This is a genomic window from Moraxella sp. ZY210820 (genome assembly GCF_030674635.1).
Lineage (GTDB): Bacteria > Pseudomonadota > Gammaproteobacteria > Pseudomonadales > Moraxellaceae > Acinetobacter.
Window position 1 is genome coordinate 2,308,366 of the sequence record NZ_CP089978.1, and the last position, 17,390, is coordinate 2,325,755.

Annotated in this window: 15 protein-coding genes and 2 pseudogenes; 4 read left to right on the top strand and 13 right to left on the bottom strand. The window is 36.9% G+C overall.

All coding sequences use genetic code 11. The annotated features are described in order from the left end of the window. The first annotated feature begins 28 nt into the window (after positions 1–28). Entirely contained in the window at positions 29–628 is a 600-nt protein-coding gene (locus LU301_RS11605) for an SMI1/KNR4 family protein (protein WP_305271030.1), read from the top strand. A gap of 47 nt (positions 629–675) precedes the next feature. On the opposite strand, the gene LU301_RS11610 is transcribed toward LU301_RS11605, so the two are convergent. Continuing rightward, entirely contained in the window at positions 676–1,335 is a 660-nt protein-coding gene (locus LU301_RS11610) for a hypothetical protein (protein ID WP_305271033.1), read from the bottom strand. Positions 1,336–1,459: 124 nt separating this feature from the next. On the opposite strand from LU301_RS11610, the pseudogene LU301_RS11615 reads away from it, so the two are divergent. Beyond that, positions 1,460–1,759 (top strand): annotated as a pseudogene (locus tag LU301_RS11615) (hypothetical protein); the annotation flags it as partial. Positions 1,760–2,045: 286 nt separating this feature from the next. Here the strand turns inward: LU301_RS11615 and LU301_RS11620 are convergent. Both LU301_RS11620 and LU301_RS11625 read right to left on the bottom strand, forming a co-directional pair. Next, on the bottom strand, positions 2,046–2,420 hold the full coding sequence (locus LU301_RS11620) for a rhodanese-like domain-containing protein (RefSeq protein ID WP_305271039.1): 375 nt from the start codon (positions 2,418–2,420) through the stop codon (positions 2,046–2,048). 10 nt (positions 2,421–2,430) lie between these two features. Further along, positions 2,431–2,778: a carboxymuconolactone decarboxylase family protein gene (locus LU301_RS11625; protein WP_305271042.1), complete on the bottom strand. Its 348-nt coding sequence runs from the start codon at positions 2,776–2,778 to the stop codon at positions 2,431–2,433. A gap of 124 nt (positions 2,779–2,902) precedes the next feature. Between LU301_RS11625 and LU301_RS11630 the strand changes: the two genes are divergently transcribed. After that, positions 2,903–3,805: a helix-turn-helix domain-containing protein gene (locus LU301_RS11630; protein WP_305271045.1), complete on the top strand. Its 903-nt coding sequence runs from the start codon at positions 2,903–2,905 to the stop codon at positions 3,803–3,805. Positions 3,806–3,868: 63 nt separating this feature from the next. On the opposite strand, the gene LU301_RS11635 is transcribed toward LU301_RS11630, so the two are convergent. The 4 genes and pseudogenes from LU301_RS11635 to LU301_RS12105 form a co-directional block, all read right to left on the bottom strand. Next, positions 3,869–5,539 (bottom strand): 2-oxo acid dehydrogenase subunit E2, encoded by a 1,671-nt coding sequence (locus LU301_RS11635; protein WP_305271048.1) that lies wholly within the window; start codon positions 5,537–5,539, stop codon positions 3,869–3,871. Continuing rightward, entirely contained in the window at positions 5,536–8,238 is a 2,703-nt protein-coding gene (aceE, locus tag LU301_RS11640; protein WP_305271050.1) for a pyruvate dehydrogenase (acetyl-transferring), homodimeric type, read from the bottom strand. Before aceE ends, LU301_RS11635 begins: the two co-directional genes overlap by 4 nt. Before the next feature lie 253 nt (positions 8,239–8,491). Beyond that, complete coding sequence (locus tag LU301_RS11645; protein ID WP_305271053.1) at positions 8,492–8,944, bottom strand: hypothetical protein; 453 nt, start codon at positions 8,942–8,944, stop codon at positions 8,492–8,494. A 75-nt stretch (positions 8,945–9,019) separates the two neighbouring features. Next, positions 9,020–9,376 (bottom strand): annotated as a pseudogene (locus tag LU301_RS12105) (M23 family metallopeptidase); the annotation flags it as partial. 362 nt (positions 9,377–9,738) lie between these two features. Here LU301_RS12105 and LU301_RS11655 point away from each other — a divergent pair. Next, positions 9,739–10,188, top strand: coding sequence for a DUF721 domain-containing protein (locus LU301_RS11655; RefSeq protein ID WP_305271058.1), 450 nt, complete (start codon positions 9,739–9,741; stop codon positions 10,186–10,188). Between the two features lie 96 nt (positions 10,189–10,284). Here the strand turns inward: LU301_RS11655 and lpxC are convergent, their stop codons facing one another. The 6 genes from lpxC to murC form a co-directional block, all read right to left on the bottom strand. Continuing rightward, the gene (lpxC, locus tag LU301_RS11660) at positions 10,285–11,184 is read right to left on the bottom strand and encodes a UDP-3-O-acyl-N-acetylglucosamine deacetylase (RefSeq protein ID WP_305271061.1); all 900 of its coding nucleotides are present in this window, start codon (positions 11,182–11,184) and stop codon (positions 10,285–10,287) included. A gap of 107 nt (positions 11,185–11,291) precedes the next feature. Continuing rightward, positions 11,292–12,512 carry a cell division protein FtsZ gene (gene ftsZ / locus LU301_RS11665; protein ID WP_305271064.1) on the bottom strand — a complete coding sequence of 407 codons (1,221 nt, stop codon included), beginning with the start codon at positions 12,510–12,512 and terminating at the stop codon, positions 11,292–11,294. A 273-nt stretch (positions 12,513–12,785) separates the two neighbouring features. Further along, the gene (gene ftsA, locus LU301_RS11670; protein WP_305271066.1) at positions 12,786–14,045 is read right to left on the bottom strand and encodes a cell division protein FtsA; all 1,260 of its coding nucleotides are present in this window, start codon (positions 14,043–14,045) and stop codon (positions 12,786–12,788) included. Positions 14,046–14,149: 104 nt separating this feature from the next. After that, positions 14,150–14,968 (bottom strand): cell division protein FtsQ/DivIB, encoded by an 819-nt coding sequence (locus LU301_RS11675; protein ID WP_305271069.1) that lies wholly within the window; start codon positions 14,966–14,968, stop codon positions 14,150–14,152. A gap of 17 nt (positions 14,969–14,985) precedes the next feature. Continuing rightward, complete coding sequence (locus LU301_RS11680; protein ID WP_305271072.1) at positions 14,986–15,906, bottom strand: D-alanine--D-alanine ligase; 921 nt, start codon at positions 15,904–15,906, stop codon at positions 14,986–14,988. Positions 15,907–15,929: 23 nt separating this feature from the next. After that, entirely contained in the window at positions 15,930–17,384 is a 1,455-nt protein-coding gene (murC, locus tag LU301_RS11685) for a UDP-N-acetylmuramate--L-alanine ligase (protein ID WP_305271073.1), read from the bottom strand. Between the last annotated feature and the right edge of the window lie 6 nt (positions 17,385–17,390).

Below are 17,390 nucleotides of genomic sequence, written 5' to 3' on the forward strand. Positions count from 1 at the left end.
ATGTAATTCATAACTCTAGGAAATACCTATGCAAGTCATTTTCAATCGTATTTACGCTCAATTTGAACGCTTAAAACAACATTCTCAAAGTGATATAGATTTATCATTTAATGATGGAGCGACTGATGATGATTTTGCTAAATTAGAACAGGTATTGGGTTTTGAATTACCCAAAGAGTTTAAAGATATTTATCGTATTTATAATGGTTTGGATTTTGGTTCGGTATTGCACGATGATTGGCTTTCCATTGAGCAGATAATCACAAATTATCAAATATTAAAACAATTATATGATGAGCAAGTTTTTAGTGATGATGGTATAGATTTTGGTTGCGAACCAGATAGTTTAGCGATTAAACCTAATTATTGGTTTAATCCAAAATGGATACCATTCACACAAAGCTCTACTGCTGATTATAAAATGATTGACCTTGACCCAAGCGAGACAGGCACCAAAGGGCAAATTATTCAAATGTGGCACGATGACCCAAGCTGTGAATTATTGGCTGTATCATTAACAGATTTTTTTGAACAATTTGCCACAGATTTAGAAAATGATAAGTATCTTATTCACCCAAAACATCGTTTTATTAAAAGAGATACTTTAAAATATCTTGAAGCAGAATAGCCAATATTCTGTAAACCATTTAAAAAAGTTATGATGATAAGCAACAATCACTTCACCCTAACAGGGTCAGATTTTCCCTTAAAATGCAGATGATAAATATGATGGTTGTCGGGGATTTCTGGGTATTCTGGTCTAATTGGCGATATTGCACCTTGTTCGTCTAGTTTTGAAATATCAAAACGATTGACCTGACCGTCTTTTTCATAAAATTCAATACCAATAATACTTGGTTGAATATTACCTACATTGGGTTTATTACGCACGGAATTTTCATAAAATTGAATGATTTGTTCTAGCTCATCTGGTGAATGAATATAAAGTGAGCCATCAAACCAATAAACTTCTTTGCGATCAAAGGACAAATTACCCTTAAAAATTTTGGCATTTGGATAAATGTCTATCACATCTGTGAGTGGTGGTGGCAATTTATCTAAGGCTCTGTATTCATTGACTGAGACACTGGTAAAATTATAGCCACCAAAAATATAAGTAGTTTTTGATGGTGAATGGCGATAACGATGAGTTTCGTAGCCTTTATACTCATATACTAACTTCTGCCCCAAACCAACAATACTTGCTACAAAGATCGTGGGCAGTAACAGAAAAGAGATGACAAGAGCAACTAATTTTGCTGGAGATTTTTCTGCCAAGTCATTTAAATATTTCGCTAAATCATTCAAAGAATCGTCTGGTGATGATTTTTTCATAGCATTCTCCTAACCCAATCAATTTTGACACTTCAATAGTCCCCTGCTCAATTTTAGCACATTTTTCCAAAAATTCCCCAAAAATGCTATAATATCCATAAATTTAGCCAAGAGATTAGCCAAAATGCACATCCATTCCGACACCTGCGGTTGTACTCCTAGCCAAAAAGAAAATACACCCCACAAAATCCATAATCCAGATAATTTTCAGCTTACGCCTCCTGCTCATTTTCCTTATCAAACCACTCAAAGCACCAACAAAGCCCGTTTGCAAGCCTTATTACAAGAGCGAATTTTATTTCTTGATGGAGCGATGGGAACAGAGATTCAAAATTATAAATTAGCCGAAGCCGATTATCGTGGCAAACGATTTGCCGATTTTGCTTATGATGTCAAAGGCAATAACGATTTATCGTCAATTACATGGTTATTATGAAGGGGTGCAGATGTAGATTAATTCACAAAAATATTGATATTAACGTCTATATCTAAATACATAACTAAAGCCTAAATAAATCTATCCCATTGAATTATTTAGGTTTATGATGAGTATTCAACAAACGAGTAATTGTATCTAAACCATAACGAAACACTCTATAAACTCATCTTAAATATATTTTAATTGCTTTAGTATGAATACCTATTTACAAGGCAAATTGTTGATTGTTTACAAAATAAAACGCTATTCTCAAGAATAGCGTTTTTTTGCATTATGGCTGTTGCTTTTTCAAATCATCATAAGCCCCATGATTGATGACATTGGTATAGCCCATTTCCAATAAAGTTTTACGAGCAATTTCTGCACGGCGACCACTCTGACAATATAAATGAATCGGTGCATTTTTATTTGGTTCAACAGTAGCAATTTTCTCCGCTATATCACCATGTGCAATATTGACTGCATGAGCTAAATGTCCACGATTAAACTCATCAGCAGTACGCACGTCAATCCAAATACCTTTTTCAGCTTGTTGTGTGCTTTGTACAGGTTGTTGTACCATTGCAGGTTGAGAATTTACTTGTGATTTATCAGTACATGCCATTAGCCCTAGTACAATGATGGGTGTCAATAGAAGTACTTTCATCTATTTCTCCTTAACCATTTTCAGGACGTTGTACATCAACCGCTTCCATTGCTCGTAATGCATAAGCATACGCTGCTCCCGCATTTAAAGCAATTGCTGTTGCTAATGCACCTGCCACTTCTTCGTCTGTTGCACCTGCTTTAATCGCAGCTTCCGCATGAACGCTAATACAACTCTCGCAACGTGTAGTAATTGCAACTGCAATAGCAATTAACTCTCGTGTTTTTGCATCTAAACCGCTATTTGCTGCTGCTTGACCTAATGCACCATAGGCTTTCAACATATCAGGATATTCTTTACCCAATTTTGCAAAGGCTTGCTTTACTTCTGTCGTATGTGCTGACCAATCTTTGAACATCTTCATTGTCCTATATAGTTACTTTCGATGATACTATTATTGCAATTTTTTACTAGAAATAACTTATAAATCATCTCAAAAAACTGCTAAAATGTATGCGATTTAGTGATACATCGATATAATTATGCTACACACATACGACACCCTTGACCAACTCATTCAATTTGCTCAACTTTCTGCAAATATTCATATTCATTGTCATTTAAGTAATGAATGGTTGATACATCAACAGCAACAACAAGGTCAAGGTTTAGTACATATCGTAACACAAGGACAAAGTTATTTACGCCTTAAAGATGGCTCAACACAGCTTTTAACGCAAGGTGATGTGATTTTCTTTCCTATGTTAGATGAACATATTTTAAGCCATCATGTCGAAAGCATCAACCTAGAACATCAAACACCACTTACACAATGTGAATTATTCTGCGTACAATTTAGTTATGCTGAACCTGCTCAACTCATTCAAAGCCTACCACCTTTAATTCATTTAAAATTAGATTATAAACCTTTAGCCTCATTAATTCATTTATTTGAAATTGAACAACAACAAAATCATTTACTCGGTGCAAATAGCGTGATGAATGCATTATCTTCTGTGCTATTAGTACAGCTCATTCGAGGCTATTTACAACATTATCAACAACATTTAACAGGATTATTTTCTAGTTTACAACACCCTAAATTAGGCAAACTTATTCATCAACTGATTCAAAATCCAGAACATGACTGGAATATTGAACAAATGGCAGATATGACACATTTATCTCGTGCGACTTTTATGCGACTGTTTAAACAGTTAATGGATATTAGCCCTTATGCATTTATTTTAAATTTACGCTTACAAAAATCAGCCCATTTACTCAGACACTCTGCACAAAATATTCTTAGTATTGCCCTTAGCACGGGTTTTAGTTCAGATACCAATTTTTCTAAAGCTTTTAAAAAATATTATGGTTGTTTACCGCATGAATATCGTCAGCAGACACAAACTCAAACCAAAACAGATGTAGATTTTCAAATTTAACTTAAAATCATCACATAAAATAAAAGCGAACCGAAGTCCGCTTTTATTGAGTTCACACTGCCATTAAATCAACAAGGTACGAATATCTGCCAATAACTTGGTTAATTTATTGGTAAAACGAGCAGCATCTGCACCATTAATCACACGATGGTCGTACGATAATGATAATGGTAACATTAAACGTGGTTCAAATTCTTTACCATTCCATACAGGTTGCATTTTAGCAGGAGAAATCCCTAAAATCGCCACTTGTGGCCAATTGACTAATGGTGTAAATGCGGTACCACCAATCGAGCCTAAACTCGTGATGGTAAAGTTCGCACCTTGCAAATCTTTGGGTGATAATTTTTTATCACGGGCTTTTTGGCTTAATTCTGCTAATTCTTGTGCAATTTGCTTAATCGATTTTTGGTCAGGATTCCGCAAAACAGGTACAGTTAAACCATCAGGTGTTGCCACCGCAATGCCCATGTGAATTTCATTACGCAATACCACCGATTTTTGGTCATCTGCCAAATGGCTGGCAAAATAACGTTCTTCAAGCAATAAATGAGCCACCGCTTTAGCAATAAATGCCAAAATCGTTAAGCTAATACCTTGTTTCTTAAAGCCATCTTTTAACTCATTACGCCATGCCTCAAGCTCAGTAATATCCGCCAAATCAAATTGGGTTACTTGTGGAATAAAGTTATTTAACGACAATTGTGGCACAGATACTTGTTGTAAACGTGTCATTTCTTTGACTTCACCACCACCAAATGCAGAAAAATCTGGTAATGGAGGTAAACCACTCGCTTGCACAACAGGTGCAGGTTTACCAATTGGTAAAGATACTTCACACGCCACCAAACGCTGTTTCACATACGCAAAAACATCATCTTTTAAAATACGTTGTTGCGTACCCGTTCCTTGTACTTGTGATAAAACCACGCCCAATTCACGAGCTAATTTCCGCACAGCAGGACCAGCATAGACTTTGGCATTATCTGCTTCTTGTTCAGCAGTTAATTTATTATCACTTGAATGTGATGATACTGCTGATGGCGTTGATGATGTGGCAACAGGTGTCGTTTTTTGCTCAACGGTTGTACTTTGTGGTGCAGTTGATGGTGCAACAGCTTGCGAATTGTTCGCTGATGGCGTATTCTCTGCTGATGATTTAATTTTCATCAACGGTACACCTTGTGATACGCTTTGATTTAATTCAATATAAATCGCTTCAATCACACCAGCGACACTACTAGGAACTTCAACTGTTGCTTTATCAGATTCAAGTACAGCAATACTTTGCTCAAGTTCAACCACATCGCCAACTTTGACCAAAATTTCACTCACAAGTGCTTTATCTACCCCAATATCAGGTACATTCACATCAACACTACCACCAATTGATGCAGATGATGCAACGTTGCTATTGCTGATAGATTCATTTTGTGGTGCTGATGATGTCGTTACTTGTACTGTTTCAACAACTTGTGGAGCAGGCTCACTTGTGGTTTGACTTGCCTCAACTGCTTCAATTTCAATCAACGCTACGCCTTCTTTAACGCTATCATCTTTATTGACTAAAATTGCCTTAACTACTCCTGCAACTGTACTTGGGACTTCGACCGTTGCTTTATCGGACTCTAGCACCATAATGCTTTGTTCGACTTCAACTACATCACCAATTTTAACCAAAATCTCACTTACAAGAGCTTTATCCACCCCAATGTCTGGTGTTTGAATAATCATACATTTTCTCCTGTAAATACTGATGCATCTTTCACTTCAGGCGTTGCTTGAGGTTGCCATGCCATTGGGCTATCGGTATCCAATTCAAAAGACACAATTGCGTCTTTCACTAAACGGTAATCAATTTCCCCTTCATCTGCCAATTTTTTCAGCGTTGCAACCACAATATGACTTGCATCAACGCCAAAATAACTACGCAAATTCGCACGAGTATCTGAGCGTCCATAGCCATCTGTACCCAATGTAACGTAAGGACGATTATCTGGTAAATAAGCACGAATTTGGTCGCTATAAGCACGCATATGGTCAGTCGCTGAAACTACAATACCTGCTGTATCACGCAATTGTTGAGCAACCCAAGATTCCATTGCTTCATCATTTGGGTGTAAGCGGTTATATTCTTCACACGCCATACCATCACGAGCTAATTCATTAAAGCTGGTAACCGACCAAATATTTGAATGGATTTGAAATTCATCACGCAAAATTTGACTTGCTTTAATCACTTCACGCAAAATCACCCCAGAGCCTAAGAGTTGTACTGTCGCTTTATCATCTTTAGCAAATAAATACATACCACGCTTGATGCCTTCTTCTGCACCTTCTGGCATTGCTGGGTGTTCATAATTTTCGTTCATCAATGTGAGATAATAGAACACACGCTCTTGATTGACATACATACGTTGTAAACCATCATGTACAATCACGGCCAATTCATAGGCAAAACAAGGGTCATACGCAACACAATTTGGAATAGTACTTGCTAAAATATGCGAATGACCATCTTGATGTTGTAAACCTTCACCATTTAATGTGGTACGTCCTGCTGTCGCTCCCAATAAGAAACCTTGTGCCTGAGCATCACCTGCTGCCCATGCAATATCACCAATACGTTGGAAACCGAACATTGAATAATACATATACATTGGGATCATTGGTAAATTATTAGTTGAATAACTTGTACCCAAAGCTGCCCAAGCACTCATTGCACCTGCTTCATTAATCCCTTCTTGCAACATATGACCATCTTTGGCTTCACGATAGTTCATCAATTGTTCATTATCTTCAGGGGTGTATTTTTGACCATGAGCCGCATAAATACCTAATTGACGGAACATACCTTCCAAACCGAAGGTACGAGCCTCATCAGGTACAATAGGTACAACACGGTCTTTAATCGCTTTATCTTTCAATAATGCTGAAATTAAACGCACCATTGCCATTGTCGTAGAAATCGCTTTTTCACCAGTCCCTTGCAATACACTATCAAAAATTGATAATTCAGGAATCTGCAAAACTTCACTTTCTTTACGGCGTGCAGGTAAATATCCACCCAAAGCCTCACGGCGAGCTTTCATGTATTTTAATTCAGGTGAATTTTCTGCAGGACGGTAGAATGGTAATTCATGCAATTGCTCATCAGTAAATGGCAAATTGAAACGATCACGGAAATATTGTAATGAAGAATGCTGTAATTTTTTAATCTGATGCGTACGGTTTACACTTTCTGCTTCTTCTGATAAACCATAACCTTTTACTGTTTTAGCGAGAATTACTGTTGGTTGTCCATCAGCTTGTACCGCTTTAGCATAGGCTGCAAATACTTTATATGGGTCATGCCCACCACGATTGAGTGCTTCGATGTCTTCATCACTTAAATTACGCACTAACTCAGCAGCTTCAGGATAACGACCAAAGAAGTTTTTACGCATATATTCGCCACCTTTAACTTGGAAACGTTGATAATCACCATCAACTGCTTCTTCCATAATGGCTTTTAATGCTCCTGAACTGTCTTTATCCAATAGTGGATCCCAATGACGTCCCCAAACCACTTTAATGACTCGCCAGCCTGCACCACGGAATACCGATTCAAGTTCTTGAATAATTTTACCATTACCACGCACAGGACCATCAAGACGTTGTAAGTTACAGTTTACCACCCAAATAAGATTATCTAATTTTTCACGTCCTGCTAATGAAATTGCACCCAAACTTTCAGGCTCGTCCATTTCGCCATCACCCAAGAATGCCCATACTTTGCGGTCTTCTTCTTTAATTAAACCACGATTCATTAGATATTTTTGAATATGTGCTTGATAAATTGACATAATTGGACCTAAACCCATAGAAACAGTAGGGAATTGCCAATAATCAGGCATCAAATAAGGGTGCGGATAGCTTGATAAACCATTACCGCCCACTTCACGGCGGAAATTATTCAGCTGTTCTTCAGTCAAACGCCCTTCAAGGAACGAACGTGCATAGATACCCGGCGCACAATGTCCTTGATAATAAATCATATCTCCACCAAAGGTTTCATTATTAGCACGGAAAAAATGGTTAAAACCAACATCGTATAAAGTCGCTGATGAGGCAAAACTTGCTAAATGTCCACCTAAATCATCACCTGTTTTGTTGGCACGCAACACCATTGCCAACGCATTCCAACGAATTAATGCACGAATACGGCGTTCCATGTGTTGATCACCCGGCATGGCAGGTTGTTCATCTACAGGAATGGTATTTAAATAAGGGGTATTTAAACGTTGGATTGGAACGTGTTTCGCAATCGCTTGTTGATATAATTTTTCTAATAAAAACGCTGCTCGTTCTGTTCCCATATTTTGTAATACAGAATCAAAAGCATCTTGCCATTCTTTGGTTTCGAGAGCGTCAGTATCGCCATAATATGCCATAAAACTACCTACATTTTGTAAATGATGAATAAAATGGAAATTTTTGCTTAAAAAATATCCGAACCTTGTAATTAATTCATTTGAATATTTACATGACTATATTTACCATATTTTTAATAAGAATAGGTATTATTTAAAATAAATATTAATAAAAAATACATTCAGTAAATAAATATAAAGCTAATTCCATGCTTAACAAAGTTATTATTGCTTATAACTTAAGCAAACCAAATAAAACAATAATTTTTTATCTTTAAGTACACACTTGCTTCCATAATCGACCTGTCGGCTCACCTTGTACAATCGATTTCATTTGCAAATTGTTCGTCATATCAAATTCATGTTTTAATGTTTGGTTAGCACCATACAGTTTCGATTTTAATAAGCCACCTTGCTTATTTTTACAATCCAAAACAAGCTCACCAATCAAATAATCACCAGTTTTTAATTTTCGTTTACTATCATCTTGTATGAGAATAGTTTTAAATGTTATAACTTGATAATCATCCATCTGCCGTTGGCTTGCTGGTTGATAATAATCTACCGCTATACCACCTGTCTTGGTACCTAATTCAACCCAACCATCATTGATTATCGCACTTGTTGTCTGTCCAACTTGAGATGATGTATTATCTGGAGCTTTATCACAAGCCGTTAAACATAAACCACTCACTAAGACCAAGACCAATGCAAATATCTTATTCATGATTATTCCCCCAATAAAAATTTAAGGTGTTTGAATAACACCTTAAATTTTATAAAATCTGTAATCTTTCATCAATTATTTTGGAATCATCGCTAAATAAGTTGATGGATTTTGACGCTTACCATTTTTCACTACTTCAAAATGTAAGTGTGGACCTGTACAACGACCCGTACAACCTACATTAGCAATATGCTGACCCGCTTTAACTTGCTGACCTACTTTAGCAATTAAACGTGACGCATGAGCATAACGTGTTGTATAACCATTACCGTGATCAATATCGATATATTGACCATAACCTGAACCCCAACCAGATTTAGTTACAATACCAGGGCCTGTTGCATAAATAGGAGTACCTGTAGGTGCTGCTAAATCTACACCTGAATGATGACGTGTTGTACCCATTAATGTACGAACACCCCAACCTGAAGTTGAACGTGCATTCACAACTGGCATATGCGACATCCACGCATTATTACCACCAAACGACACTTTAGATGGAGCATATTTTGCAGCATCAGCATTAGTTAATACCACACTTGGTGTATTATCTTCCAATTGCTGTTCTAACCATTGTTGCTCTTCTAACGCCACTTCCTCGCTAGATGGCGTAAATGTCGTACGAATATCTGCAAAACCTGAAGTCATTGCCACAGCCGTAGTTGCGGCTAATAAAAACTTAGAAAATCGCATAAAAAACCTCTTGCAACGCATGGTCAACGTTGTTGTATCTCTTGATATTTATCAATATAACAGCTTAATATATAGTAAATAATTCACCATGAGATGAAATAATGTTACAACATATTAAACATTTTCAACAAAACAAACAACCCAATCGAAAAATTAGTCTATTTGCACAAATCTCTCGACAGGTCAAACACTGGCAAACATTAAGCACATCGATTCAGCCGTTATTACCACAGCCAGAACAATGGCAGATTGTCTGCTATCAAGCAGGTATATTGACCATTGCGGGACATAATCAAGTGATGGTAAGTCAGCTTAACTATTTACGTTCCCAATATACCTTAAAACTAGCACAACTTGATGCTTTCCATGATTTGCAAAACATACAAGCCATACTACTTCCATTCAATCATAAGACCAATGAAACCCATACACCCTTAAACACGATTGATGCATCTAGTCGTGAACTATTTGCTATCTCTGCTAGTTATGTACAAGACCCCGCACTTAAGCGAGCGTTTGAGAAATTATCCCAACCACCTATCTTACCCTAATAGCATAACTAATTTTTGCTCAAATTGCAAAATATATCAGTTTTTTTTTGTTACTTTATAACACCTATATTTTATAGATATTTTAATTTTATGTTATTAAACAGTAAGATAGTGAATTGGACATTTTTTTATGTCATCAAATGTTACAATTTCATAGCAATTTGGATTGGCTAAAACTGCACGTAATAACGCATTATTGACTGCATGACCTGCTTTATAACCATCAAATTTGGCTAAAATTTGACAACCTAACAATGATAAATCACCAATTGCATCTAAAATTTTATGGCGAACAAACTCATTTTCAAAACGTAAACCTTCAGGATTAAGTACTTTTTCATCATCTAAACCAATTGCATTATGCAAACCTGCTCCTAAAGCAAGATTTTTTGATTGTAACATTTCTAAATCTCGTAAAAATCCAAAGGTGCGAGCAGAGGAAATTTGTTCGATATAATCTTGTGAATGCAAATCAAAGGAATAAAATTGATATTCTGGTTTAAATACTGGGTGCTGAAAATCAATTTTAAAGTTCACTAAAAAGCCATCATACGGTGTAAAACTTGCTGTTTTATCTTCAATTTGAATAGCTACAGGCTCAATAATTTTAATAAATTTCTTACTCGCCTGCTGTTCCACCAAACCCGTTTGTAAGAATAAATCAATAAATGGTTTAGCACTACCATCAGCAATCACTAATTCTGATGCATCCACTTCTATAATTAAATTATCAATGCCCAATGCCGAAACTGCACTCATGACGTGTTCAATCGTACCTACTTTAACATCGTCTTGTACTAAATTTGAACACATAAAGGCTTCTTGAATTAATAATGCTTGAGCAGGAATATCAACTGTAGGATTTAAATCTACACGGCGAAAAATGATACCATTATCAACATCATTTGGTAAAAATCGCATACGCACAGTTTGCCCACTATGCAAACCCACACCTTGTATTTCAGCAATTTGTTGTAGTGTACGTTGTTTTAGCATGGTTTTATCTCTTGAAAAATCTTGTTACATTTAACTATTATACTCTGAAAATAAAAAAGACAGTGAATTTTTCACTGTCTTTATGTAACTTTATCGCAATTTTCCATTTATTTTTGACGATTTTTTAAGAAATCACCAATTGATAAACGAGTTGGTTGCTGTACTGGAATTTCTGGCTCTGGTGCAGGTGGCGTGTCCATCACTAAAGTTACTGATGGTGCATCTGATAAATCAGCACCTGTATTGGCAACAGCAGGTTTTTCAGGTGCCGATGTATGTGCTACAGGTGTAATCGCAGGACGGGATGTTACTGTCGTTGTACGGCGTGGTTCATCAGCCAATTTACTACGCTCTAAACCTGTCGCTACAATCGTTACACGGATTTCATCACGCAATTCGGGGTCAAATGCTGTACCAAAGAAAATATTACCTTCATCAAGGTTAGCAATTTGGTTAGCAATGGCTGTAATTTCTTCCACTTCTTCAAGTGTTGCACAATACTCTGGATCTTCACCACTGGTAATGTTAATAATAAGACTTTTCGCATCCATACTGGTAACACCCTCAAGTAATGGACTACGAATCGCTTGTTCCGCTGCTTGTCTTGCACGGTCATCACCACGACCTAAACCAGCACCCATCATCGCATAACCACGACTACTCATCGCTGTTTGTAAATCAGCAAAGTCAAGGTTGATATAACCAGGGCGAATAATCAAATCAAAAATGTTGCGTACAGAATTTAATAAGACATCATCTACTTTTTTGTAGGCATCTGCCATTGTAATATTACGATACACTTTTAATAAGCGTTGGTTTGGAATAACAATTAAAGAATCTACATTTTCTTCTAAAGCTTCAATGCCTTTTTCTGCCGCTAATAAACGCTTTTTCCCTTCAAAACTAAATGGTGTGGTTACAACACCTACCGTTAAAATGCCCATTTCTTTAGCAAGTTTAGCAATGACAGGAGCTGCACCTGTACCTGTACCACCGCCCATACCAGCAGTAACAAATAGCATATCTGTGCCTTCTAAATAAGATTTAATTTCTTGCAAACTTTCTTCTGCTGAAATTTTACCCACTTCAGGGTTTGCACCAGCACCTAAACCACGGGTACTTTGTTCGCCAAGTTGAATTTTATTTTCTGTATCAACTCGTTCAAGGGCTTGACGGTCAGTATTAGCACAGACAAATTTTACGCCTGTAATATTCGACATCAGCATATGCTGGATAGCATTACCACCACCACCACCAACACCTAATACAGTGATACGTGCATTACCATCACTTGTGCCATTTTCATCTAAAAATGCAAAAGTAGACATATGTGTACTCCAAAAATAGGTTTGGCAGTTACTTATCGTTTTCGTCCGTCCATACTGCCTAAAAATTGTTAAACATTTAACCTGCTATAATATACTGTTTTTATTGACTTATCAAGTTAAGATTTACATACTCATATTTAAAGAAATACTTTTGTTAGTGTAAATTCAAAGTCAAATTCTATTCTTTTAAATTTGTAAGGACGAAATATTTTTCGCCCTTACATCAAATCAATCATTTACAATTCTCTGAGAATATCATGATTAATCAATATCTTACATCAATTTTTTAAATGCCTGCACAAATTTATGCCATAAACGTGCCATTTTTGACCAAAAATCTTGCGGAACTTCGCTGATTGGCTCTTCAGTCGATGTTGTATCTGTCTGACTAAACACCGCCAACCCTACAGCAGTTTGATAATCAGGTGTTGCTAATAAGGCTTGTTGAGCAGGTTCACGATGTACCACATGCTCATGGCGATTTGCCAAATGAATCGCTTGGTGTAACTCTTCTTTTGCCACCGCCACAATATGCTCAATGGTACTTGCTCCACCCGTTAAAACCACACCACGGGGCAAAATACCTACATGATTATGATGTAATGCACGATAAGCCTGACGTAAAATATAACGATAACGTGCGACAATCACTTCAACTAAATCAGCATGACTGATGGTTTTATATTCACCATTAAGCTGTTTAAGCTTAATCATTTTTTCAGGTTTTACATTCTTTTGGTCAAGTGTACCATATTTTAATTTTAATTTATTCGCTTCTTCATACGATACTTGGAATGTTTGTTGAATATCTTGTGTTACTAACTCACCACCAACCGCTAAATGATGAACTAAAATTAATTTCTCATCTAAATATACTAAAAGATTGGTCATATCTGCACCAATATCTAATAGGCAGACACCTTCACGTTTTTCATCGTCCAATAAACAACTGGTTGCTGTCGCCAAAGGTGCAACCACAATTTGACTGACTTGAATATTGGCATTCTTAAGTGCTTGACGAATATTTTGCATGGTATTTACAGGCATCATAATAAAATGATAATACGCCTGTAATTCATTTGCTACCATGCCAACTGGGTCAAGTACTGCATCAGTCGAGCCATCTAAATAATAAGCTAAGGGAATAGCATTGGTCACATAATAATTGGGTTTACTACTTTTATTTTTAGCAATATCACGCACAGCTACCATATCAGACGTACTAATGGTTGGTGATGAAATAGCAATAGTTGCATCATCAACCGTACAATACAACTCATCACTTGGGATAGACACCCACGCCTGATGGACACGGCAACGTGCTATTTCTTCTGCTTCTGCAACTGCTTGTTTAATTGCATCAGTCAATAAACCTAAATCAGTAACTTTACCCTTTTTCATGCTAGTATGAGTAACATGAGACATACCAATAACATCAAGCGTATGTTGATCTTGGATGCGTGCAATAATCACAGAGACACGAGTGCTTCCGATATCAATTGCAACAACTGACGATGTACCGCTTAATGTCATAATAAATTACCTATGTTCATCTTTTAGCATTTAATTTTTACTGTCATCTTACTATTATAACATGATTATATCGCTATTCTAGTATTAATAATATATCTTATACATCATGATGACGGAATTAAAAATTTCCCCTTACTAACGGGGACTGCTTGCCCTGTTTTCCACTGAATTGCCAAACCATCACGATAACGTAAATCAAAGCCTGCTATACGCGACCATATTGGTTTTAAATCACGGCGTGCAATGGTGCTTAATTGTTGCAGTTTCAGCATAGTATTATCTTGATCGACCACAATACGCAAACCACTGTCAAATTGTAATAACCACGTCATACGGTCGGTTAAATGTACATCAACCAAACGAATATCTATCGGTTTAAATAACTGATCAACATCACGATAAATTTGCATAATTTGCTTAGCTTGATCATTTGGTCCAGATAAAGTGACTAAGCGATGATTAGGATTTTCTTGATATAAACTAAAAATCTCACCCTGCTCATTTACCCAACGTCCAGCCTTACCCCAACGTGCAACTGCTTGGCGTGGAGTCACTTTAACCGTAATTTGATTTGGCCATAACCGTGATACTACCACTTCATCAACCCATTGTTGTTTGAGTACCGTATCACGGATTTGCATCATATCTGCTGTAAGATAATGTGATTGTTGTAAATCTTGGATTTGTTGTTCTAAGTTTTGTTTTGCCTGAGCTGTGGGAGCACCCAACACTTGATATTGAATATGCTTACCACGTTCAAACATTTTAGTAAAAGCATAAATACTCAAGAAAAATAAAAGCACACTCACCACCACAAAAAGCCAATTTAATAGACTTTTTGTATTTTGCTGTTGCTGAATTTCAATTTCTTCAAACGTACTAATCGCTTGATTTTCTTCAGAACGCTTGCGGAGTTTAAACATGGTGTGCTTTTTCCAACTTATTTATTGAGTGTTTGCGATAAAATTTGCACACACAATTCATCAAAGCTATAGCCCACCGCATTCGCTGCTTTTGGTACAAGTGAATGATCGGTCATTCCCGGTACAGTATTCACTTCTAATAACCAGAAATTGCCTTGCTCATCTCGCATAGCATCAACACGTCCCCAACCTTCAGCTCCAACTACTTGGAATGCTTCTAAGGCTAATGCTTGTAAGCGTTGTTCATCATCAGCACTTAAACCACACGGAATACCATATTGTGTATCGTTACGTTTATATTTCGCTTCAAAATCGTAGAATGCCACTTCTTTTGGTGGTTGTAAACTAATCACAGGCAACGCCTTACCATTTAAAATCACGATGGTATATTCTTTACCTGTAATCCATTTTTCTGCCATAACCACCGCATCATGTGCTGTTGCTTTCGCAAAGGCTTGTGCAAAATCTTCCGATTTTTCGACTTTACTCATACCAATACTTGAGCCTTCATGTACAGGTTTGATAATAAATGGCAAGCCAATTTCTGCAATCACATCAGCCACATTTATTTGTGCATTGACGATTTTATAAGGTGCTGTTGGTAATTGATAACCTGCCCATACTTGTTTGGTTTTCACTTTATCCATACCAATAGCAGAGCCTTGTACACCTGTACCTGTATATGGAATATTTAACCATTCCAATACGCCTTGAATCGCACCATCTTCGCCACCACGACCATGTAATACAATAAATGCACGGTCATAATGGACTAATTCAGTAATCGAACGCTCTTTCGGGTCAAATTTTTCCGCATTTACTCCAGAGCGTAATAATGAATCTAATACCGCTTGTCCACTATTGAGTGAGACCTCACGTTCAGCAGAAATACCACCAAATAAAACCGCAACTTTACCAAATTGTTCTACATTTGACACAATCTATTCTCAACTATTTTTGATTAATCTTTGGTTAAATATAAATGATTTTGAGCCAATTCAAGTGAAATCGCTCCCACATTACCCGCACCTTGTGTCAGTAATAAATCATTTGGTTTTAATACTGCATTTAAAATTTGCGATAAATTTTCACTATCCACAGGGTCAATTAAAATCGGTTCAACACCACGCATACGCAATGCGTGAGCCAATGTACGACTATCTGCTTTTTCAATTGGTTTTTCACCAGCTGGATACACTTCTAACAAGAATAATTGATCAACTTGCGATAAAACATTAACAAAATCATCAAAACAATCCCGTGTACGGCTATAACGATGCGGTTGGAACATCATCACTAAACGGCGATCTGGGTGGCTATCTCGAGCTGCTTTAATCGTTGCCTGTACTTCTTTTGGATGATGTCCATAATCATCCACCAATTTTACATTACCTTGTTCGCCATTTTTGCTAATATCAAATTCACCCTGTACTTGAAAACGGCGACCAACACCACTAAATCCCGCTAAAGCACGAGCAATCGCATCATCATCAACACCTTCATCAGTCGCCACACCAATCGCAGCCAACGCATTTAAAATATTATGCAAACCCGGTTGATTAATCGTCAAACGTAATGGTACTTTATCTTTACGCAACACTGTAAAATGGCTACGCATACCATCTTGTTCAATGTCAATCGCACGAATATCATTATGTTCGCCAAAACCATAAGTCAAAACAGGACGTGCAATGCGTGGTAAAATCTCACGAATATTTTCATCATCACCACATACGACCGCCAAACCATAAAACGGTAAACGGTGTAAAAACTGAATAAAAGTATCTTTTAATACATCAAAACTACCGCCATAAGTATCCATATGGTCAGCATTAATATTGGTTACAATCGCCGCCATTGGCTGTAAATGTAAAAATGATGCATCTGATTCATCAGCTTCCGCCACGATATAACGACTAGTTCCCAAACCAGCATTCACACCTGTACTGTTTAATAATCCACCAATAACATATGTTGGGTCATAACCACCTTCTGCCAACATCATGGTTAGCAAACTTGTGGTTGTGGTTTTACCATGCGTTCCCGCTACCGCAATTCCATGACGATAACGCATTAATTCACCAAGCATTTCTGCACGACGAATCACTGGAATACGTTGCTCTATTGCCGCTTTAATTTCAGGATTATCCGTATCAATTGCGGTTGAAACCACGACTACACTTGCACCTGTAATATTATGTTCAGCATGACCAATATAGACATGAATACCTAGAGCTTGTAAACGTTCAGTTGTTTTTGACGCTTTAATATCTGACCCCGATACCTGATAGCCTTGATTTTTCAAAACTTCAGCGATACCACACATACCAGCACCACCAATTCCTACAAAATGAATTTGTTTAATACGACGCATTTCAGGAATTATAATTAATTTTTGGGTTTGTTTAAAATCCATCATCTT